At 48.7% G+C, this 19,937-nt stretch carries 17 protein-coding genes; 11 read left to right on the plus strand and 6 right to left on the minus strand.

The window, feature by feature from the left end; all coding sequences use genetic code 11:
• Positions 1 to 73: 73 nt before the first annotated feature.
• The 11 genes from L4C42_RS06890 to L4C42_RS06940 all read left to right on the plus strand — a co-directional run bounded on the left by L4C42_RS06890 (position 74) and on the right by L4C42_RS06940 (position 13,817).
• The gene (locus tag L4C42_RS06890; RefSeq protein WP_353497114.1) at positions 74 to 1,060 is read left to right on the plus strand and encodes an ABC transporter permease; all 987 of its coding nucleotides are present in this window, start codon (positions 74 to 76) and stop codon (positions 1,058 to 1,060) included.
• A gap of 2 nt (positions 1,061 to 1,062) precedes the next feature.
• Entirely contained in the window at positions 1,063 to 2,088 is a 1,026-nt protein-coding gene (locus L4C42_RS06895; RefSeq protein WP_353497115.1) for an ABC transporter permease, read from the plus strand.
• A gap of 2 nt (positions 2,089 to 2,090) precedes the next feature.
• Positions 2,091 to 3,080: an ABC transporter ATP-binding protein gene (locus L4C42_RS06900; protein ID WP_353497116.1), complete on the plus strand. Its 990-nt coding sequence runs from the start codon at positions 2,091 to 2,093 to the stop codon at positions 3,078 to 3,080.
• A gap of 51 nt (positions 3,081 to 3,131) precedes the next feature.
• Complete coding sequence (locus tag L4C42_RS06905; RefSeq protein WP_353497117.1) at positions 3,132 to 4,124, plus strand: ABC transporter ATP-binding protein; 993 nt, start codon at positions 3,132 to 3,134, stop codon at positions 4,122 to 4,124.
• Between the two features lie 60 nt (positions 4,125 to 4,184).
• Entirely contained in the window at positions 4,185 to 5,891 is a 1,707-nt protein-coding gene (locus L4C42_RS06910) for a glycoside hydrolase family 9 protein (RefSeq protein ID WP_353498732.1), read from the plus strand.
• Between the two features lie 11 nt (positions 5,892 to 5,902).
• Positions 5,903 to 6,778 carry a glucosamine kinase nucleotide-binding domain-containing protein gene (locus tag L4C42_RS06915; protein WP_429759889.1) on the plus strand — a complete coding sequence of 292 codons (876 nt, stop codon included), beginning with the start codon at positions 5,903 to 5,905 and terminating at the stop codon, positions 6,776 to 6,778.
• A 12-nt stretch (positions 6,779 to 6,790) separates the two neighbouring features.
• Positions 6,791 to 8,764, plus strand: a complete 1,974-nt coding sequence (locus tag L4C42_RS06920) for a beta-N-acetylhexosaminidase (RefSeq protein WP_353497119.1) — start codon at positions 6,791 to 6,793, stop codon at positions 8,762 to 8,764.
• 22 nt (positions 8,765 to 8,786) lie between these two features.
• On the plus strand, positions 8,787 to 11,192 hold the full coding sequence (locus tag L4C42_RS06925; protein WP_353497120.1) for a glycoside hydrolase family 94 protein: 2,406 nt from the start codon (positions 8,787 to 8,789) through the stop codon (positions 11,190 to 11,192).
• A gap of 80 nt (positions 11,193 to 11,272) precedes the next feature.
• Positions 11,273 to 12,685 (plus strand): phosphoglucomutase/phosphomannomutase family protein, encoded by a 1,413-nt coding sequence (locus tag L4C42_RS06930; RefSeq protein ID WP_353497121.1) that lies wholly within the window; start codon positions 11,273 to 11,275, stop codon positions 12,683 to 12,685.
• A gap of 221 nt (positions 12,686 to 12,906) precedes the next feature.
• Positions 12,907 to 13,467: a DJ-1/PfpI family protein gene (locus L4C42_RS06935; RefSeq protein ID WP_353497122.1), complete on the plus strand. Its 561-nt coding sequence runs from the start codon at positions 12,907 to 12,909 to the stop codon at positions 13,465 to 13,467.
• A 74-nt stretch (positions 13,468 to 13,541) separates the two neighbouring features.
• Entirely contained in the window at positions 13,542 to 13,817 is a 276-nt protein-coding gene (locus L4C42_RS06940; protein ID WP_042496304.1) for a ribbon-helix-helix domain-containing protein, read from the plus strand.
• Between the two features lie 15 nt (positions 13,818 to 13,832).
• On the opposite strand, the gene L4C42_RS06945 is transcribed toward L4C42_RS06940, so the two are convergent.
• From L4C42_RS06945 to L4C42_RS06970, 6 genes are all read right to left on the minus strand, one after another.
• The gene (locus tag L4C42_RS06945; protein ID WP_353497123.1) at positions 13,833 to 14,864 is read right to left on the minus strand and encodes an ABC transporter ATP-binding protein; all 1,032 of its coding nucleotides are present in this window, start codon (positions 14,862 to 14,864) and stop codon (positions 13,833 to 13,835) included.
• Entirely contained in the window at positions 14,864 to 16,489 is a 1,626-nt protein-coding gene (locus L4C42_RS06950) for an ABC transporter permease (protein ID WP_353497124.1), read from the minus strand. Before L4C42_RS06950 ends, L4C42_RS06945 begins: the two co-directional genes overlap by 1 nt.
• Before the next feature lie 83 nt (positions 16,490 to 16,572).
• Complete coding sequence (locus tag L4C42_RS06955) at positions 16,573 to 17,583, minus strand: Fe(3+) ABC transporter substrate-binding protein (protein ID WP_353497125.1); 1,011 nt, start codon at positions 17,581 to 17,583, stop codon at positions 16,573 to 16,575.
• Positions 17,584 to 17,718: 135 nt separating this feature from the next.
• A complete protein-coding gene (locus L4C42_RS06960; RefSeq protein ID WP_353497126.1) occupies positions 17,719 to 18,948 on the minus strand; it encodes an ammonium transporter in 1,230 nt (409 codons plus the stop codon).
• An 18-nt stretch (positions 18,949 to 18,966) separates the two neighbouring features.
• Positions 18,967 to 19,305 carry a P-II family nitrogen regulator gene (locus L4C42_RS06965; protein ID WP_038229080.1) on the minus strand — a complete coding sequence of 113 codons (339 nt, stop codon included), beginning with the start codon at positions 19,303 to 19,305 and terminating at the stop codon, positions 18,967 to 18,969.
• A gap of 203 nt (positions 19,306 to 19,508) precedes the next feature.
• The gene (locus L4C42_RS06970) at positions 19,509 to 19,883 is read right to left on the minus strand and encodes a YacL family protein (RefSeq protein ID WP_353497127.1); all 375 of its coding nucleotides are present in this window, start codon (positions 19,881 to 19,883) and stop codon (positions 19,509 to 19,511) included.
• Between the last annotated feature and the right edge of the window lie 54 nt (positions 19,884 to 19,937).

The following is a 19,937-nucleotide window of genomic DNA, read 5'->3' on the forward strand; positions in this document are numbered from 1 at the left end:
GGGTTACTCGTTTCAAATTTTGAGATGAGGCTACCAGCCACAAGGAAAAAGCTGGGTAATTAAGGTGTGAGTTATGGGTTATTTTTTAAGACGTTTGTCCTTTTATTTGGTGGCACTTCTTGTTGCAGCCACCATCAACTTTATTATTCCTCGTGCAATGCCGGGCGACCCGGTCACGATGATGTTCGCGAACGCAACAGTACAGGTTACCCCAGAGCGTATTGCAGCAATGAAAGAGCTGCTTGGTTTTGTCGATGGTAACTATTTCGTTCAATATCTTCACTACATGAAGAACATTCTGAGCTGGGAGCTCGGTACTTCTATTAAGTACTTCCCGCTATCAGTAAACAGCCTACTAGGCAGTGCATTTGGCTGGTCACTATTCTTGGCTGGTACCGCGGTTATCCTTTCTTTCTCTATTGGTTCGGTACTTGGCATCTTCGCCGCTTGGAAACGTGGTTCTAAGTTCGATACGTTCATCACTCCTGGCATGCTGATTATTCAAGCAATGCCACAAGTCGTTATCGCAATGATGGCCATGTTCATCTTCGCGATTGGCCTTAAGTGGTTCCCTACAGGCTACGCTTACACTGCCGGCCAGCTCCCTGACTGGACAAGTTGGGAGTTCATCAAAGATGTGCTGTATCACGCAGTACTACCGCTTATCTGTGCAACCGTGATTCAAATCGGCGGCTTCTTAGTAAACATGCGTAACAACATGATTAACCTGCTCAACGAAGACTACATCACCATGGCCAAAGGCAAAGGCCTGAGCGAAAACCGCGTGGTCTTTAACTACGCCGCTCGTAACGCACTACTGCCAAGTGTCACGGCGCTTTCGATGTCTCTTGGTGTGGCTATCGGTGGTCAATTGATTATCGAAATCATCTTTAACTACCCAGGCCTTGGCTCAGTACTACTCAACGCAATTCACGCACGTGATTACCAAGTACTTCAGGGGCAGCTACTCATTATGACTCTGTTTATGCTCTTCTTTAACTTAGCGGCAGACATGCTTTATGTCGTGCTTGATCCTCGTCTACGTAAGGGAGGCAAATAACCATGAAAGGTTTCTTACAGCTAGTATGGCGCAATGGAACGGCCAGACTTGGACTCTCAATCATTGGTTTGTTCGTCTTTGTGGCGGTTGCAGCACCGCTGATTACCAAACATGCCCCAGATAAACGTACTGGTAACTCTCATGAGTACCCAAGTGTCATCGTGAAAATGGCTCAGTCTAACCCTGACGGTTGGGTTGCCACCAATCTCGCCGATGATCGCCGCACTCTACTGATGTCGAAAAAAGCCGATCACACACTGGGCACAACCCGTATGGGTCGTGATGTTTGGTCACAAGTCGCTTATGGCGCACGTGTTTCATTAATGGTTGGCTTTGGTGCAGGTCTTACGGTGTGTTTTCTAGCAACGGTTATCGGCATCTCTGCGGGTTACTTTGGCGGCCGAGTGGATGAAGTACTTACCGCAGCGATGAACATCATGTTGGTCATTCCGCCATTCCCACTCCTCTTCGTTGTGGCAGCCTTCATTGGTGAAGCAGGGCCACTGACCATCGCACTGGTGATTGGCTGTATGTCGTGGGCCTGGGGCGCGAGGGTTATCCGTGCACAAACCCTTTCTCTACGTGAAAAAGAGTTTGTAAAAGCCGCAGAAGTACTGGGTGAGTCACGTCTTCGCATCATCTTTGTAGAGCTACTACCAAACCTTATCTCTATCGTTGGTGCGAGCTTCATCGGTTCGGTGATGTACGCCATCTTGATGGAAGCGACCATCTCATTCCTAGGTATGGGCGATCCAAACACGATCAGCTGGGGCATCATGCTCTACAACGTGCAAACCTCATCAGCAATGCTTATTGGCGCTTGGTGGGAAGTCATCGCACCGTGTTTGGCACTGACCTTCTTGGTAACGGGCCTAGCACTGCTTAACTTTGCCGTCGACGAAATCGCTAACCCTCAGCTTCGTTCACACAAAGGCATGAAGCGCTGGAAGAAAATCCAAGCACAAGACAAAAAAGAACGCGAGGTTGAAGTCGCGCCACAAAATGCACTATGGAGCGGAGATCGTTAATCATGTCAGACCCACTAATTTCAATCCGTAACCTTTGTGTTGACTATATTACTGATGCCGGCGATGTCCGTGCCTGTAACAACGTCAGCTTTGATATCGGCAAGGGCGAAGTATTTGGCCTAGCTGGTGAGTCGGGCTGTGGTAAATCCACCGTTGCTTTCTCATTGATGCGCTTGCATAAGCCACCTGCATACATCAGCGGTGGTCAGGTACTGTTCAATGGTGAAGACATTCTTCAATACAGTGACGAACGCATGCAGTCGTTCCGCTGGAGTGAAATGTCGATGGTGTTCCAAAGTGCGATGAACGCACTAAACCCAGTACTCACCATGGAAGAGCAATTCTGCGATGTGATTATGCGTCACACTAACTTAACTCGTCAGCAAGCAGTAAAGCGCGCACAAGGTCTGTTAGAAATCGTCGATATTCACCCAAGTCGTTTGAACGACTACCCACACCAATTCTCTGGTGGTATGCGCCAGAGATTGGTTATCGCGATTGCTTTAGCGCTGAATCCAAAGATGATCATCATGGATGAGCCAACCACAGCACTCGACGTGGTCGTGCAGCGCGAGATCTTACAAAAGATCTACGCACTGAAAGAAGAGTTTGGTTTCTCTATCTTGTTCATAACCCACGACATCTCTTTGATGGTCGAGTTCTCCGATCGCATTGGCATCATGTATTCCGGTGAGCTTATCGAAGTGGCACCGTCAAAACAGATCCTTGAGTCACCATACCACCCTTACACCAAAGGTCTGGGTAGCTCATTCCCACCTTTGACGGGCCCAAAAACCAAGCTGACGGGTATTCCAGGCAACCCACTGAACCTTCTGGAAATACCACAAGGGTGCCGATTCCAAGCTCGCTGCGAACGTGTCCACGAAGCGTGTACGCGAGTACCCACTAAGCTGCGTCAAATCGAGCACAACCGTTTTTCTAACTGCCACTTGTACGGTGAACCTATTGCCGTTGCGCAAGAGTTGTCATAACGACCACCAGCGAAATAAGTAAGTACTAACAAGGATTTCTGGAGAACCATTATGAGCAACTTTGGTGAACTACTGATAGAAGGCAACAATGTTGTTAAGGACTTCCCTATCAACAGTAATGCCCTATCTCAACCTATGATGCGAGCCATTAACGATGTCTCGTTCAAAATGTACAAGAGCCGCGGCCTTGCCGTGGTTGGTGAGTCGGGCTCGGGTAAATCAACGACCGCTAAGATGATCGCTAAGATGTATGCCCCAAGCGGCGGCGAAATCAAATATCGCGGCCGTGACATTCAAGAGATCAAATCAAACCGCGATCTGATGCAATACCGCGAAGGCGTACAAATGGTATGGCAAGACCCGTTTGGCTCGCTAAACCCAACCCATACCATTTTCCACCACATCGCGCGTCCGCTGCTGATCCACAACAAGGTCAGCAAAGGCAACAAAAAAGAACTCGAAGAGCGTGTATACAGTCTTTTAGAACAAGTGGGCTTGATCCCGCCAAAAGAGACCGCAGCGAAATACCCGCACCAACTCTCTGGCGGTCAGAGACAGCGCGTTAACCTAGCCCGCAACATCGCTGTAGGTGCGGAAGTCGTGCTAGCAGATGAGCCAACATCGATGCTCGACGTATCGATTCGTGCCGGTGTTCTCAATCTGATGGAAGAGATGAAGTTTGAGAAGCAAATGTCGCTGCTCTACATCACCCACGACATTGCAACCGCACGCTACATAGCAGAAGACATTTCAGTGATGTACGTCGGCCATATGGTGGAATGGGGCGATACCGATGAGGTCATTGCTAACCCACAACACCCGTATACCCAGCTTTTGGTTTCAGCTGTACCTGATCCAGCGAAGTCTATTCATGAAAAACTGGCTGGTAACAAAGGTGAGATCCCGCTTTGGACGCCAGAATCTGTCGGCTGCCCATTCTCAGGTCGCTGTACACACGCTACCAGCAAATGTCGTGAAGCACTGCCTGGTGTCACTAAACTGTCTGACAACCACTTTGTCCGTTGTTATTTATACGAAAACTAAACTTTTTGGCTCCCGTTTTGGGAGCCCATCCATACCGAGAGAGAAGTAATGGAAGAAAACATGCAGCTGCTGACCAACCACATTGGCTACCATGCGAACAGCGAGAAGCGTGCCATTTTGATGGCATCACTCGCTCAACACGAAGTCGCAAGCGCATTCTTAATCGATGCGCAAAGTGATGAGATTGTGCTTGAGCTTAATCCTATCGGTGGTTCCAAAGTGGATAATTGGCACATGGGTGTTTTCTTCACCATCGACTTTAGTCAGTGGACAGAGCAAGGCCGCTACTATTTACGTTACCAAAACATCAAATCACAGACGTTTGAAGTGGGCGACACCTCGCTCCACAACCGCAGTTTCTCCGACATTATTCACTACTTCAAATCGCAGCGCTGTGGCGGTGAATTTGATATCGCAGACAAGAGCGCTCCCATTGTGGGGAGCTCACAACGCGTTGATGTGCACGGCGGCTGGTATGACGCGTCTGGTGATGTGAGCAAGTACTTAAGTCACCTGTCCTATGCCAACTACCTAAACCCCCAGCAAATTCCTATGGTGGTTTGGAATATGCTCAAAGCCCACGACTTGGTAGGCAAAGAAGCAGAACCTAATTTCGTCACCTCACGACTACTTGAAGAAGCGTTGCATGGCGCAGAGTTCCTTAAACGCATGCAGCACCCTAGTGGTTTCTTCTACATGACGGTATTTGATAAGTGGAGCAAAGATACCGCGCAGCGAGAAATCTGTGCCTACGAAACACAGCTTGGTCATAAGAGAAATGACTATGAGGCAGGCTTTCGTCAAGGCGGCGGCATGAGCATCGCAGCGCTCGCGAAAACCAGTCAGGTCGCGAGCCTGACTCGCGAACAATCACACGATTATTTGGAAGCAGCAAAAAAAGGCTACTGGCACCTCAAAGAGCACAACAACCGTTATTTGAACGACCAAACAGCTAACATTATCGACGAATACTGCGCACTCATGGCCAGCATCGCCCTATTCCAAGCCAGCGGCGAGCAGCAATACTTGAGCGAAGTTCGCGACTGGGTAGAGGCACTAAATCAACGCGCTCAAAGTGACCAGCAGCACAGCTTCTACTGGTCAGCGAACTCAGATGGTAGCCGCCCTTATTTCCACGCCGCCGAGGCGGGGCTACCCGTGATAGCACTGACCGAATATCTCGCCATCGAGCCAGATCGCCAGCGTGCATTGCAAGTTCAATCACTGCTGACTCAAGCCTGCCAGTTTGAAGTGTCCATCACTGATGATGTTTACAACCCATTTGGTTATCCAAGACAGTATGTAAAAGCGGTAGACGGAGACAAACACAATGCATTTTTCGTCCCGCACAACAACGAATCTGGTTACTGGTGGCAAGGTGAAAATGCTCGCATCGCTTCCCTTGCCTCCATGGCGCTACTAGCTCAGCCACATCTTGTTAATGATGAGCTTAAAGCTCAGCTCGAACACTACGCCAATGACTGTATCAACTGGGTCCTCGGCGCTAACCCATACGACATGTGCATGCTCGATGGGCATGGTCATAACAATCCAGATTACCTACCTGAGATTGGCTTTTTTAACGCCTTAGGGGGGGTGTGTAATGGCATCACATCTGGATTTGAAGATGAATCCGATATCGCCTTCAAACCCGAAAAACACAAAGACGACATGCTACAGAACTGGCGCTGGGGAGAGCAATGGATCCCTCACGCAGGCTGGCTTCTGCTGGCTCTAGCGCTGTGGCAACAACACTATAAAAAATAAAGGGAATCATCATGGCTCGGTATAAAGTAGGTATCGACGGTGGGGGAACCTCCTGCCGCGCTCGAATTATCGATGACAATAACCAACTCGTTGGCGAAGCCAAAAGCGGCAGTGCCAACATCATGCTAGGCGCAGAACTGGCGATGCAATCTATCATCGATTCCATCGAGCAAGCAGCAACGCAAGGCGGCTTAGACGCGTCATCGTTTTCACAAATGGACGTTGGCCTTGCGCTTGCCGGTGCCGAACACAAAGCCAGTTACCACGCCTTTATGAATACCGCACACCCGTTTGCCAGTGTGACGCTCAATACTGATGGCTATGGCGCTTGTTTAGGTGCCCACCAAGGCGAAGATGGCGCAATTATGATTGCTGGCACCGGCTCTGTTGGCCTTTACATTCAAGGTAATACGCAGCATGTCGTTGGTGGCCGAGAATTCCCAATTTCCGACCAGGGCGGCGGCGCAGTAATGGGACTAAGACTGATTCAGCAAGTGCTACTCATTCAAGATGGCATCAAGCCGCCTTCCCCTCTCGCTGAGATTGTTATGACCCATTTCAACCACGATATTGATGCAATTGTTGAGTGGTCTAAGAGCGCACTACCGCGCGATTACGGGCAGTTTTCACCGGCAATTTTTGAATACGCCTACCTCAACGACAACTTAGCCAAATCGCTGCTGCAACAGACTGCAGACGATATTGAAATGTTCCTTTGCGCGCTAAACCAGCGCGGTGCTGACAAGATCTGCCTGATGGGCAGCATCGCTGAACGCATCTTCGATTGGTTATCGCCTGCCGCACAGCGCTGGATCGTCGCTCCACAAGGAGATGCGATGGATGGTGCCTTGATGATGGCAGGCACTGAGAAACACAACCTGTACTAGTAAGGGGCGGATATGGATTTTCGTGTCGATTTAGCCATTGTAGAACGCTTGCCAAAAGGCTGCCGCTTTGGCTTAACCTTGCATAACTTGTCTGAGAAAAGCCATACCAATTGGCAGCTGCATTTTGTTTTCGAGCGTTTTATTACGCCAGACAGCTTATCTCAAGGCAACCTTACGCAGGTCGGCACCTTCTGTAGCCTCAACATTGAAGGGACGCCTCTATACGCTAACAACCATGTATACGTTGAATTTTGTATTGCCACAGCACCTTTAAAATCACTCAATGATGGCATTCGAGAGGCCTACCTCAATACTGATAGCTTAACCCAGTATCCGGTGACCACATCCCCTATTGTACTTGGTTCAGGAGAAGACAAATCTAATCCAATTGGCGATGTCTTTGAAGGCAGACACGGTCTGATCCCAGAGCCACAATCCATCGAACTTGGCGACAGCGTGTATGAGCTAACGCGTTACAGCCAGATCTGCGTCGAAGATCAAGCGATGCAATCGGTCGCCAATTGGCTTAAGGATGAGATCGATCGTTTGTTCTCGATCACGACCAAGTCCATCGGTCAGCAAGATATTCGTTTTCGACACTCACCAGTGCTAGACAATGAAGCCTACAAACTGCGTGTTGATCACACCGGAATTGAAATTGAATCCAATGGCAACGCCGGGTTTGTGTATGGCTGCGCAACGCTGATGCAATTGATGGACTTTGATAAAGACCGTCACACCTTGTATGTCCCTCACGTTCAAATTCACGATGCTCCGCGTTTTCGCTATCGCGGCGTCATGCTCGACAGTGCACGCAGCTTTCAGCCAATAAGCGAAATCAAGCGTCTTTTGAACCTCCTTGCTCACTACAAGATCAACACCTTTCATTGGCACCTGACTGACGATGAAGCATGGCGCCTTGAGATCCACGCCTTTCCTGAACTGACTGAAGTGGGTGCGTGGCGCGGTGCTGAGCGCGCTTTAGAGCCTCAACTGCACAGTATCCAGCGCGACTATGGTGGTTACTATACCCAGCAAGAGGTGGCTGAGATTATTGAGTACGCCGCAGCGCGCAACATCCAAGTCATACCTGAAATTGACGTCCCGGGTCACAGCCGTGCCGCGATCAAATCGTTGCCACATCTGCTTGTCGACAAAGAAGACAGCTCTAGCTATCGCAGTGCCCAGAACTACTGCGATAACGTACTTTCTCCCGGCTTACCAGGCACCTATCAGTTTCTTGATACTGTATTTGAAGAAGTGGCGGCTCTGTTTCCTTCACCTTTCATTCATATTGGCGCCGACCAAGTTCCGGTTGGAGTATGGAGTGACAGTCCAAGCTGCCATACATTGATGGCAGAGCATGGTTATCACAATCCAAAAGATCTCCAAGGCCATTTACTGCGTCATGTTGAAGATAAACTGAAATCACTCGGCAAGCGCATGCTGGGTTGGGAAGAAGGCAACCTAGTCAACAAAGTCAGTAAAGACACCATTGTTTACTCTTGGCTAAGCGAAGAAGCGGCGATTAACTCCGCCAAGCTCGGCTACGACGTCATTCTACAGCCAGGTCAAAGCACCTATCTCGACATGGCGCAAGACAACAACACCACCGAACTCGGCGTGCATAGCGCGAACGCCATTACCCTAGAGAAAGCCTATCACTATGAGCCGCTGGCTCAGCTGCATCCAGATGATCCCGTAAAGAAACGCATTTTGGGTATGCAAGCGGCTGTCTGGACAGAGAGGATCACCTCACCTGACACACTCGACTATATGATGTTCCCACGCCTTACTGCATTAGCAGAAACTGCGTGGAGCACCAGTAACCACAAAGATTATCGCGCCTTTCTGTCGCGGCTTAAACGCCATCTTAGTTTACTCGACAGGCAGCACGTGAAATACAAGCACCCTTGGCCGACAGGGCAAGGAATACAAGGCGCGCAATATCAAACGCAGCGCCAACAACAAAACAACCGGTTTTAATTTCCCCAATAAGGATATCATCATGCAATACGGCTACTTCGATAACGAGAACCGAGAATATGTTATCACTCGTCCCGATGCCCCTGCTCCTTGGACTAACTACCTAGGGACAGAAAAATTCTGTACCGTCATCTCGCACAACGCGGGCGGTTACTCGTTCTACAACTCCCCAGAATACAATCGCGTCACCAAATTCCGTCCTAACGCGACGTTTGATCGTCCTGGGCACTATGTGTATCTACGTGATGATGAGACGGGCGACTACTGGTCAATCTCTTGGCAGCCTGTGGCAAAAAGCCTAGATGAAGCCGATTACGAAGTGCGTCACGGCCTGTCTTACTCTAAGTTCAAATGCCAATACTCCGACATCGAAGCCACCAAAACCCTATTCGTGCCAAAAGGTGAAGATGCGGAAGTATGGGATGTAGTGATCCGCAACACAGGCGACAAACCGCGCACTATCAGCGCGTTCTCATTTGTCGAGTTCTCGTTTAGCCACATTGCCTCAGACAACCAAAACCATCAGATGTCACTCTATTCTGCGGGTACCAGCTATCAAGATGGCGTGATTGAGTACGACCTGTTCTACAACACCAATGACTTTGAAGGTTACTACTACCTAGCGTCTACGTTCACTCCGGACAGCTACGATGGTCAGCGTGATAACTTCCTTGGCTTGTACCGCGATGAATCAAACCCGATTGCCGTCGAAAAAGGTCAATGTTCGAACCATACCCAAACCTGTTACAACCATTGTGGCTCTTTGCATAAGCAATTTACTATTGCCCCAGGTGAAGAAGTGCGTTTCGCATACGTACTGGGTATTGGTAAAGGCAACGGCGAGCGTCTGCGTGCCAAGTACCAAGACTTGTCTGAAGTCGATGCAGCCTTTGATGCGATTAAAGCACACTGGGATGAGCGCTGTGCTAAGTTCCAAGTGACGTCGCCTAACGAGGGTCTGGACGCCATGCTTAACACATGGACGCTGTACCAAGCGGAAACCTGTGTAGTTTGGTCACGCTTTGCATCTTTCATTGAGGTCGGCGGTCGTACTGGTTTGGGTTATCGCGATACCGCGCAAGATGCGATGGCTGTCCCTCACTCAGCACCGGAAATGACACGTAAACGCATCGTTGATCTACTGCGTGGTCAGGTGAAAGCGGGTTATGGTTTGCACCTATTCGATCCAGATTGGTTCGATCCTGAAAAAGCCGATGTTGAACCATCAAAATCACCAACGGTGGTTCCAACCCCAAGTGATGAAGATAAGATCCACGGCATTGCCGATACCTGTTCCGATGACCATTTATGGTTAGTACCAACGATTTGTCGCTACGTGATGGAAACAGGCGAAACAGACTTCTTTGATGAGGTGATCCCTTACGCTGACGGCGGCAATGCGACCGTTTACGAGCACATGAAAGCGGCACTTAACTTTACCGATGAGCACGTGGGTGCCACAGGTATCGCCAAAGGTCTGCGCGCGGACTGGAATGACTGTCTAAACCTAGGCGGTGGTGAGTCATCCATGGTGGCTTTTCTACATTTCTGGGCACTGCAAGACTTTGTTGACCTCGCACGCAACCGTGGTGAGCTTGATGATGTCGCCTACTACCAACAAATGGCGCAAAAAGTTCAAGACGCCTGTGAAACGCATCTTTGGGATGAAGACGGTGGCTGGTATATCCGCGGTATCACCAAAAACGGCGACAAGGTCGGTACCAGTAAACAAACCGAAGGTAAGGTTCACCTTGAGTCCAACACCTGGGCGGTGGTGTCTGGCGCAGTGAGCGATGAGCGCGGCAAGAAAGCCATGGATGCGGTTGATGAGTACCTCTACTCAGACTACGGCCTACACCTTAATGCGCCATCATTCGCGACACCAAACGATGATATCGGCTTTGTCACTCGTGTTTATCAGGGCGTAAAAGAAAACGGCGCGATCTTCTCGCATCCAAACCCATGGGCATGGGTCGCTGAAGCGAAACTGGGGCGCGGCGATCAAGCGATGAAGTACTATGACGCGCTCAACCCGTATAACCAAAACGACATGATCGAAACGCGCATTACAGAACCATACTCTTACGTGCAGTTCATCATGGGTCGTGACCACCAAGACCATGGCCGTGCTAACCACCCTTGGCTAACGGGTACCTCTGGCTGGGCTTACTTCGCCGCGACCAACTATATCCTAGGTGTAAGACTGAGCTTTGATGGCCTCGTGGTTGACCCATGTATTCCAACAGAGTGGCCGGGATTTGAAGTGACTCGCCAATGGCGCGGTGCGACGTATCAAATCAAAGTCGACAACCCAAACAACGTCAGCAAAGGCGTGAAATCTATCACCCTAAACGGCGAAGCGATTGAGGGTGCTATTCCACCGCAAGCGGAAGGCAGCGTGAACCAAGTTCATGTGGTATTGGGCTAATTCGCTCGGCAATGATGAGCTCTTGTGTGAGCTCATCATTGGTCACACTGCATGAGCAGATAACCTCTTAGGAGAGAGAGATGATCAAATTTGGAACAGGCGGCTGGCGCGCCTTTATTGGCGAAGAGTTCACTAAGGACAACGTGAAGCTCGTCGCTCAGGCGCTCGCCAACATTATTAAAGCTGAAAATGTTGCCGATCGCGGGTTCGTGATTGGCTATGACCGCCGTTTTTTATCCGACAAAGCGGGATGTTGGTTTGCAGAAGTATTGGCTGCCAACAGTATCCCAGTGAGCTTTATCGATAAGTTCGTACCTACCCCGATTGTTATGTACAAGGCGAAAAGCATGGGCTGTGCGTATTCTGCGTGCATCACCGCGTCTCATAACCCGGCAGATTACAACGGCATCAAGGTGTTTATTGAAGGTGGTCGTGACGCTGATGAGGTGATCACCGAGAAAATCGAAGCACAAATAGCTACCCTGACTCATCAAGAAGTCATTTCTGGCGATTTCGAGCTGTGCGTCGAGCGCGGCGCTATCACCGTTATTAACCCAATGAACGAGTTTGTTGATTCGATCATCGACCTTATCGATATCGATGCTATCAAACAAGCCAATCTTAAAGTGCTCATCGACCCGATGTTTGGGGTGGCGAAAAACGCACTGCAAACGGTACTTATCAACGGACGCTGTGATGTGGACGTCATCAACGATGGCAAAAACCCAGACTTTGGTGGCTTAATGCCTTCACCAAGTGCGGCAACCCTATATCGTCTTAAGCATCTAGTGGCGGCAGAGGGCTACGATATCGGTATTGGTACCGATGGCGATGCTGACCGTCTTGGCATCATTGATGAGCAAGGTAATTTCATTCACCCTAATGAAGTCTTACTACTGCTCTACTACTACCTACTTGAGTACAAAGGCTGGAAAGGCTCGGTGGTTCGCAATATCGCTACCACGCACCTACTGGATAAAGTTGCAGCCGACTACGGTGAAAAGAGCTTTGAGGTTCCCGTAGGCTTTAAGCACATCAGTAGCCAAATGGAAGCCGACGACTCACTGATTGGCGGAGAGAGCTCAGGTGGTTTAACCATTCGCGGCCACATCAAAGGTAAGGACGGCGTATTTGCCTCTAGCCTGTTGGTCGAAATGCTCAGTGTTACTCAGAAGACGCTCTCGGAACTGCTATCAGAGATCTACGGCAAGTATGGCTACGCCTATACCGCCGAAGGCGATTGCACCTTTAAACCATCACAAAAAGACAGCCTGTACCACAAACTCTACATCGAAAAACTGCTCCCTGAGTTTGAGTACGATATTGATAAGGTTAGCTACGCTGATGGCGCGAAAGTGTACTTTAATAATGGCGGCTGGGTGATTGCTCGCTTCTCTGGAACCGAGCCACTGCTACGCATCTTCTGTGAAATGGAAGACAAGGAACAAGCAGAATATGTTCTTCAACAGATGAAAGACTTTTTGTCTTTGTAGTCACTGTTTCCTTTTCTTTTTGCCCTAAGCGGTCTCGACTCACCTTCTTGACCGCCCATTAGCAAAAAGCTCCCTATAGGTGGAGAACATCTTTGCCCGGAACGACTGTCTCCGGGCTTTTTTGTAGTAATCCACTACTACCAAACATTGTAAAAAATTTGTTAACGTCAGAATTCGGCGATTCACTTCCCAACCATGACAAGCAACAAGGAGAGAACACGATGGCTAAGGTACTTATTATTGCAGGCGACTTTGTGGAAGATTATGAACTCATGGTGCCCTTCCAAGCGCTACTCATGCTGGGACACCAAGTCTCGGTGGTCTGCCCTGAAAAGAAAGCAGGCGAAACCATCAAAACCGCGATACATGATTTTGAAGGCGACCAAACCTACACCGAAAAGCCGGGGCACCTATTTACCCTCAATGCAGACTTCAGCAGCATTGATGCCACTGACTTTGATGCCCTACTTATCCCTGGCGGACGTGCACCAGAATACTTAAGACTGAACTCAGAGGTGATCGAGTTAGTACAAGCGTTCGCAGCAACGCAAAAACCGATTGCCGCAATTTGCCATGGCGCACAGCTACTTGCAGCCGCCAACGTCATTGAAGGGCGCACTATCTCAGCCTATCCAGCCTGTGCCCCAGAGGTGAAACTCGCTGGTGCCAGCTACGCTGATATTGAGGTCACCGACGCTGTTACCGACGGCCAGTTTGTCACCGCGCCAGCATGGCCTGCGCATCCGGCTTGGTTAGCTCAATTCAACAAACTGCTAACCTAAGACTAAAGCACAACAGACAATCACGAAGTAGCCGCTATGCTATTCAAACCCACTGTTCATTGGAGCCCTCACAAATGTGTGAAATCTACTCTGGTGCTGAGACTAACTTGTTTGAATTGAAGTCGCGTAGCGTGCGCATTGACGGAGTCGTCACCAGCATTCGACTGGAAGCCGTATTTTGGAAGATCATTGAAGAGATTGCGGAAGACGCCGAGATATCGGTGGCGGAGTTTCTATCGAGGATTTATCGAGAAGTGGTCGAAAAGCGAGGCGAAATCGGTAACTTCACCTCTCTGCTTCGTGTGGCCTGCACCACCTATCTGAATAATGGTCAGCGTATCGAGCTCTAGTTTCCACAGCACGCATTAAGCAAAAGCAACGATGCCTTGGGCATCAACACTCACCGCGACACTTTGGCCAACATCAAGTGCTTGTAATGAGGTCGCCAGTACGCGGGTGCCTTCAATATCCACCACATAGCGGCAATGATCACCCATAAACTGCTGCTCAATAACCGTAATAGTGCTTTTATCTGATTGGGTCAATTGAATGTGCTGTGGACGCACCAAGAGTTGGCAATCAGCACCGTGTTCAATCAAGGCACAGGACTGGGCTTCAACTTGGCCGATAGCCGTCTCGAAGGTTGTGTCATTGACATGCTTGGCTTGCAAGTAGCTGCCACCTCCTAAGAAGTCCGCAACGAACTTACTTGATGGGCAGAAATAGAGCTCCGATGCCGAGCCATATTGCTCAATCACACCTTGGTTCATCACTGCCATTTTGTCGGCAAACGCGAACGCTTCTTCGCGGCTATGAGTCACGAAAATGGCAGTCACACCCTGCTTTTTGAAGATTTTTCGGATCTCGCGGATCAGCTCGTGGCGCACTTGGGTATCGATGTTGGAGAATGGTTCATCCAGTAGCAATAGATCCGGTTTGTAGGCCAAACTGCGCGCGATCGCTACTCGCTGCTGCTGACCACCCGATAACTGATGAGGATAACGGTCAATGAACTGTTCTAAATGCACAAGTGACAGCATTTCCTTCACGATTGTATCTTGCTCTGACTTCGAAATGCCCTTAAGTCCAAATGCCACGTTCTGCGCCACCGTTAGGTGAGGAAACAGCGCGTAGTCTTGAAAGATCATGCCAATGTTGCGCTGCTCTGGCGGCATCCAAGTTTCACCATTATCAATCTCACGCTCACCCAGCGTCATCTTACCTGCTGAGAGCGGCAATAGACCGGCGATGGCTTTCAGTAAAGTCGTCTTACCGCAGCCACTGGCGCCTAGCAAACAAACAATTTCACCTTGATTAACCTCTAGAGACAAGTTCTCAAGGATCGTTTGATCGTCATACTGACAAGATAAATTTTCAATCGACAGTGCAGTGGTCATCAGTGATTTTGCTCCAATGAACGGTTTACAATAATGAGCGGCAGTAAGCCAACTAGTACCAACAAGACGGCTGGCATCGCAGCAAGCTCCAGATGCTCATCTGAGGCAAAGTTAAATACGTAGGTGGCCAAGGTTTCAAAGTTGAATGGACGCAGTAACAGTGCAGCATTGAGCTCTTTCATCGACTCTATAAACACCAAAAGGCCTGCAATCAAAACGCCACGTTTAATGAGCGGCAAATGCACGCGAACCAACATCTGGTTCTTCTTACAACCCATTGTGCGCGAGGCCATATCAAGCGAAGGGGAAACCTTGCTGAGACTAGTTTCAATACTGCCAATCGCTACCGCAGAAAAACGCACCACCATGGCAAAAATCAGCGCAAACATCGAGCCAGAGAAGATCAGGCCAGGACGCTGCCAGTCCATTGCTTTAGCAAAATCATTTACCGAATGATCCATAAACAGAACGGTCACCATCACACCAATCGCTAAAACCGTTCCTGGTACGGCATAACCCAGAGACGAGGCTCGCATGAAAACAACACCCTTGCGACTTGGATCTAGGCGGCGATAGAAGTTAACCACCAAAGCGACGATCACACCGATGATGGCGGCAATGATAGAGACCTGCAAACTGTTGATGGCATAAGTCTGGAACTCTTCTGTCCAACTTTGCTCAAAGTACTTGTAGGCATAAATCACTAACTGACCAAGCGGGAAGATAAACGCTGCCGATACCAATCCCCAACACCAAGTTAATGCCGCCCACTTCTTCCAGCCACGTAACTCATAACGAAAATCTTCATGGCTATTGTACTGACTTTGAAACAGTTTCTGCTTGCGGCGACTGTAACGCTCTGCACCTAGCAGGAGTACAATCACTACCATCATCACGGCGGAAATTTTGGCTGCCGCACTCAAGTTGGAATAGCCAAGCCAAGTGTCGTAAACCGCCGTGGTTAAGGTACTGACTGCAAAGTAGCTTACCGTACCAAAGTCACCAATGGTTTCCATCGCCACCAGCGACAAACCCACTGCAATTGATGGGCGAGCGAGTGGCAATGAGATACGCCAAAAGCTTTCCAACGGCGAGCACTTAAGCAGCCTTGCCGATTGCAGCAAAGAGACATTTTGCTCCATAAATGCCGCGCGGCACAGCAGATAGACGTAAGGATAAAGCACTAAAGACAACACAACCGTGGCGCCACCAACCGTGCGAATATCCGGGAACCAGTAATCGCCCGCTTGCCAGGCAAACACATCACGCAACCACACTTGAATAGGGCCGGCAAAATCAAACCAATCGGTGAAGATATAACCAATAATATAGCCCGGCATCGCCAAAGGCAGCACCAGCGCCCATTGCAATACTCGCTCCGTCGGCAGGCGGCACATAGCCATCAGCCAAGCACTTGGCACACCAAAAATAAGCGAAAGCAGTAGAACGCCAACCACCAATTTGATGGTATTGAGGATATAGGTGGGCATCACCGTCGACATCAGGTGTGCGAAAAGATCACTTGATTCACCAAGTGCGGTATAGAAGATCGCTAAAATAGGCAAAACCAGTAGCAGAGTAAGCACTCCACTACTGGTTTTCCAAACAACATTTTTTTCTTTCATTGCCTAAACATACATCAGGCGACGCGAAGTCGAGAAGTCATAAACCAGATTGAATAAGGGGGCATTATACCCCCTTTTTTCGATTATAGGTCGAACTTAACTTCATCTAACAATTTGATCGCTGTGCTGTGGTAACCAGCAATGTCGTCTAGCGAGATAGTATCTGCTTTGAAGTCACCCCAAGATTCCACAAGCTCAGAGCGCTTAACGCCTTCTTTCACTGGGTACTCGTAGTTCACTTCTGCGTACATTTGCTGAGATTTTTCGCCTGTTAGAAACTCCATTAGCTTCAGTGCATTTTCTTTGTTTGGCGAATATTTCGCCATTGCCATGCCACTCACGTTAACGTGTGTGCCAGTGGTTTCTTGATTAGGGAAGTTGATGTAAACCGCATCAGCCCACGCTTTTTGCTCTTTATCATTAACCATTTTGCCTAGGTAGTAGCTGTTACCTAGAGAAACATCACAAAGGCCTTCTTTGATCGCTTTAACTTGAGCGCGGTCGTTGCCTTGTGGCTTACGAGCTAGGTTCGCTTTTACGCCTTCTAGCCACTCTTTCGTTTCTGCTTCACCATGGTGAGCAATCATAGATGAAACCAAAGATACATTGTAAGGGTGCTTACCGCTACGAGTACAGATTTTGCCTTTGTATTCTGGGTTAGCAAGGTCTGCATAGTTGAACTCTGCACCTAGCTTACCAACACGGTCACGTGATGAGTAAACGTTACGAGTACGCAGAGTCAGTGCAAACCACTCATTCTCTTTATCACGGTACTGAGCAGGAACGTTCGCGTTAATCACGTCGCTATCTACCGCTTGAACAACGTCCTTATCAGTCAGCTCTGCAAGGCGGCTGATGTCCGTTGTTAGCACAACGTCAGCAGGGCTGTATTCGCCTTCTTGCGCAAGCTTCTCTGCCAAGCCTTTCTTAGCAAACTTAACGTTTACCTTGATGCCCGTCTCTTTAGTGAATTCATTGAACATTGGTTCAACAAGGAAAGGTTGACGGTAAGAGTAAACGTTGACTTCTTCCGCAGCCATCGCTGGAGCGGCAAAGCTTGCTGCGATTGCAGAAAGAGTTAGCAGTTTTTTCATTGTTTAGTTCCTTTAATTCATAATGAGAACGTTTATCAGTTGCGTTATTATATTCATAATGATTTGGAAAACAATGATCTGATATAAAAAAACCTGCCAAATATGGCAGGTTTTTAATAAAAGTGTAACTAAACGTTACTTCATGCTAACAAACTCTGGGTAAGCACCTACACCACAGTCATGCATGTCCATACCTTCTAGCTCTTCTTCTTCCGTTACACGGATACCGATGGTTGCTTTCAGTACCGCCCATACCGCTAGGCTCGCTGCGAATACCCAACCGAAGATAACTGCCGCACCTAAAAGCTGTGCACCGAACGTTGCATCACCGTTGCTTAGTGGAACAACCATTAGGCCGAAGAAACCACACACACCGTGAACTGAGATAGCACCCACTGGATCGTCAATCTTAAGCTTGTCCAGACCGATGATGCTGAATACCACTAGCGCGCCACCTACTGCACCGATTGCTACAGAGTAAACTGGTGATGGAGACAGTGGGTCTGCTGTGATTGCTACCAGACCAGCTAGTGCACCGTTAAGAATCATCGTTAGGTCAGCTTTGCCCCAAGTTGTCTTACACACTAGCATTGCTGCGATTGCACCCGCTGCTGCTGCTGCGTTGGTATTTAGGAAGATTTGACCAACCGCTGTTGCGTTCTCGAAGTCAGAAACCATTAGCTGAGAACCGCCGTTGAAACCGAACCAACCTAGCCATAGGATGAACGTACCAAGTGTTGCTAGCGGCATGTTCGAACCTGGGATTGGGTGGATTTCACCGTTTTTACCGTATTTACCTTTACGAGCACCCAGTAGTAGAACACCTGCTAGAGCTGCTGACGCACCGGCCATGTGAACGATACCTGAGCCTGCAAAATCACTGAAGCCAGCTTCTGATAGGAAACCGCCGCCCCATGTCCAGTAACCTTCCATTGGGTAGATGAACGCTGTTAGCACTACAGAGAAGATTAGGAAAGACCAAAGCTTCATACGCTCAGCAACCGCACCAGAAACAACTGACATTGCTGTAGCTACGAATACTACCTGGAAGAAGAAGTCCGACTCTAGAGAGTGGTCTGCGCCTTCACCTTGAGTGCCAATTAGCGCACCAAATGATGGTAGCCAACCGCCTTCACCGTTATCAACATACATAATGTGATAGCCCACGATGAGGTAACAAGTACACGCAATCGCGTAAAGACAGAAGTTTTTGGTTAAGATTTCTGTTGTGTTCTTTGAGCGGACTAAACCCGCCTCTAACATGGCGAAACCTGCCGCCATCCACATTACTAATGCGCCTGAAATAAGAAAGTAAAAAGTGTCCAGCGCGTAACGCAGTTCGCTCACAGTCGTTGCTAATTCCATAATAAGTTCTCCAATCCCTTAAAGTGCTTCAGCGTCCATTTCGCCCGTACGAATACGTACTGCTTGGGCTAGGTCGTACACAAATATTTTTCCGTCGCCAATCTTGCCGGTTTGAGCAGCGTTAGTGATCGCTTCAATAACTCGGTCTACGTTGTCTGCGTGCGTCGCAATCTCAAGTTTTACTTTCGGTAGAAAGTCCACTTGATACTCCGCACCACGATATAATTCTGTGTGTCCTTTCTGACGGCCAAATCCTTTGACCTCAGAAACGGTCATTCCCTCAATACCAACATCTGCAAGTGCTTCTCTTACATCATCGAGTTTGAATGGTTTAATGATTGCGTTAATAAGTTTCATGGCATCCCCTTCGCCTTTTATCCCTGTTACGTATTCTAGTAATCAAGGTACGTGCCAACTTTTTAACTCATTGAAAAACAAAGGATTGATATTTTCATGTTGCACAAATGAAAATACCTTGCACTTAGTTGGTGCAAGGTATTCACAAAAATAATGCGTTTAATGTTATTAGCACTAGGAGTGTGCAAATTTGGGGCAAACGATCAGCACCTGTTATGAATAAAGCGCTCCCATTGCTCCAAAACTGAACAAAAATCTTCCAGTCCACACTCGCTATGGCTCTCGCTCTCGTAGACAGAAAACTCTTCATCCATCTCCATTAAGCTATCAAAAGCTAAGGAATTTTCGTAAACATGAACCTCCGAGTCCACCACACTTAATGAGATCTCTTTACCTTGCCACTTAAACTCATTGCCCGAAAACTGGGCAGCTTTAGTGAGCAAAGCTGTTATTTCCGTGATGGTGTGGTCACTGGTACTGATCTCTTCTTGTAGTAATCGGGCTATCACTTCTTGGCCCATTTCACATCTCACTAGGTACTCCCCAGTAAAGCTGTTTTTAATAAACTCGAATTCCATCACTGTTTCTCTTGGTAATCTCGCGGTGAGTATACCTTAGTTTGCAAGACAATC

This window comes from Vibrio wakamikoensis, assembly GCF_050337275.1.
Classification (GTDB): domain Bacteria; phylum Pseudomonadota; class Gammaproteobacteria; order Enterobacterales; family Vibrionaceae; genus Vibrio; species Vibrio chaetopteri.

Excerpts from the sequence above, each read along its gene's own strand:
- L4C42_RS06970 (WP_353497127.1), bottom strand. The coding sequence starts at position 19,883 with ATGGAATTCGAGTTTATTAAAAACAGCTTTACTGGGGAGTACCTAGTG.
- L4C42_RS06925 (WP_353497120.1), top strand. The coding sequence starts at position 8,787 with ATGCAATACGGCTACTTCGATAACGAGAACCGAGAATATGTTATCACT.
- L4C42_RS06900 (WP_353497116.1), top strand. The coding sequence starts at position 2,091 with ATGTCAGACCCACTAATTTCAATCCGTAACCTTTGTGTTGACTATATT.
- L4C42_RS06895 (WP_353497115.1), top strand. The coding sequence starts at position 1,063 with ATGAAAGGTTTCTTACAGCTAGTATGGCGCAATGGAACGGCCAGACTT.
- L4C42_RS06915 (WP_429759889.1), top strand. The coding sequence starts at position 5,903 with ATGGCTCGGTATAAAGTAGGTATCGACGGTGGGGGAACCTCCTGCCGC.
- L4C42_RS06905 (WP_353497117.1), top strand. The coding sequence starts at position 3,132 with ATGAGCAACTTTGGTGAACTACTGATAGAAGGCAACAATGTTGTTAAG.
- L4C42_RS06955 (WP_353497125.1), bottom strand. The coding sequence starts at position 17,583 with ATGAAAAAACTGCTAACTCTTTCTGCAATCGCAGCAAGCTTTGCCGCT.
- L4C42_RS06960 (WP_353497126.1), bottom strand. The coding sequence starts at position 18,948 with ATGGAATTAGCAACGACTGTGAGCGAACTGCGTTACGCGCTGGACACT.
- L4C42_RS06965 (WP_038229080.1), bottom strand. The coding sequence starts at position 19,305 with ATGAAACTTATTAACGCAATCATTAAACCATTCAAACTCGATGATGTA.
- L4C42_RS06890 (WP_353497114.1), top strand. The coding sequence starts at position 74 with ATGGGTTATTTTTTAAGACGTTTGTCCTTTTATTTGGTGGCACTTCTT.
- L4C42_RS06950 (WP_353497124.1), bottom strand. The coding sequence starts at position 16,489 with ATGAAAGAAAAAAATGTTGTTTGGAAAACCAGTAGTGGAGTGCTTACT.
- L4C42_RS06935 (WP_353497122.1), top strand. The coding sequence starts at position 12,907 with ATGGCTAAGGTACTTATTATTGCAGGCGACTTTGTGGAAGATTATGAA.
- L4C42_RS06940 (WP_042496304.1), top strand. The coding sequence starts at position 13,542 with ATGTGTGAAATCTACTCTGGTGCTGAGACTAACTTGTTTGAATTGAAG.
- L4C42_RS06920 (WP_353497119.1), top strand. The coding sequence starts at position 6,791 with ATGGATTTTCGTGTCGATTTAGCCATTGTAGAACGCTTGCCAAAAGGC.
- L4C42_RS06930 (WP_353497121.1), top strand. The coding sequence starts at position 11,273 with ATGATCAAATTTGGAACAGGCGGCTGGCGCGCCTTTATTGGCGAAGAG.
- L4C42_RS06910 (WP_353498732.1), top strand. The coding sequence starts at position 4,185 with ATGCAGCTGCTGACCAACCACATTGGCTACCATGCGAACAGCGAGAAG.
- L4C42_RS06945 (WP_353497123.1), bottom strand. The coding sequence starts at position 14,864 with ATGACCACTGCACTGTCGATTGAAAATTTATCTTGTCAGTATGACGAT.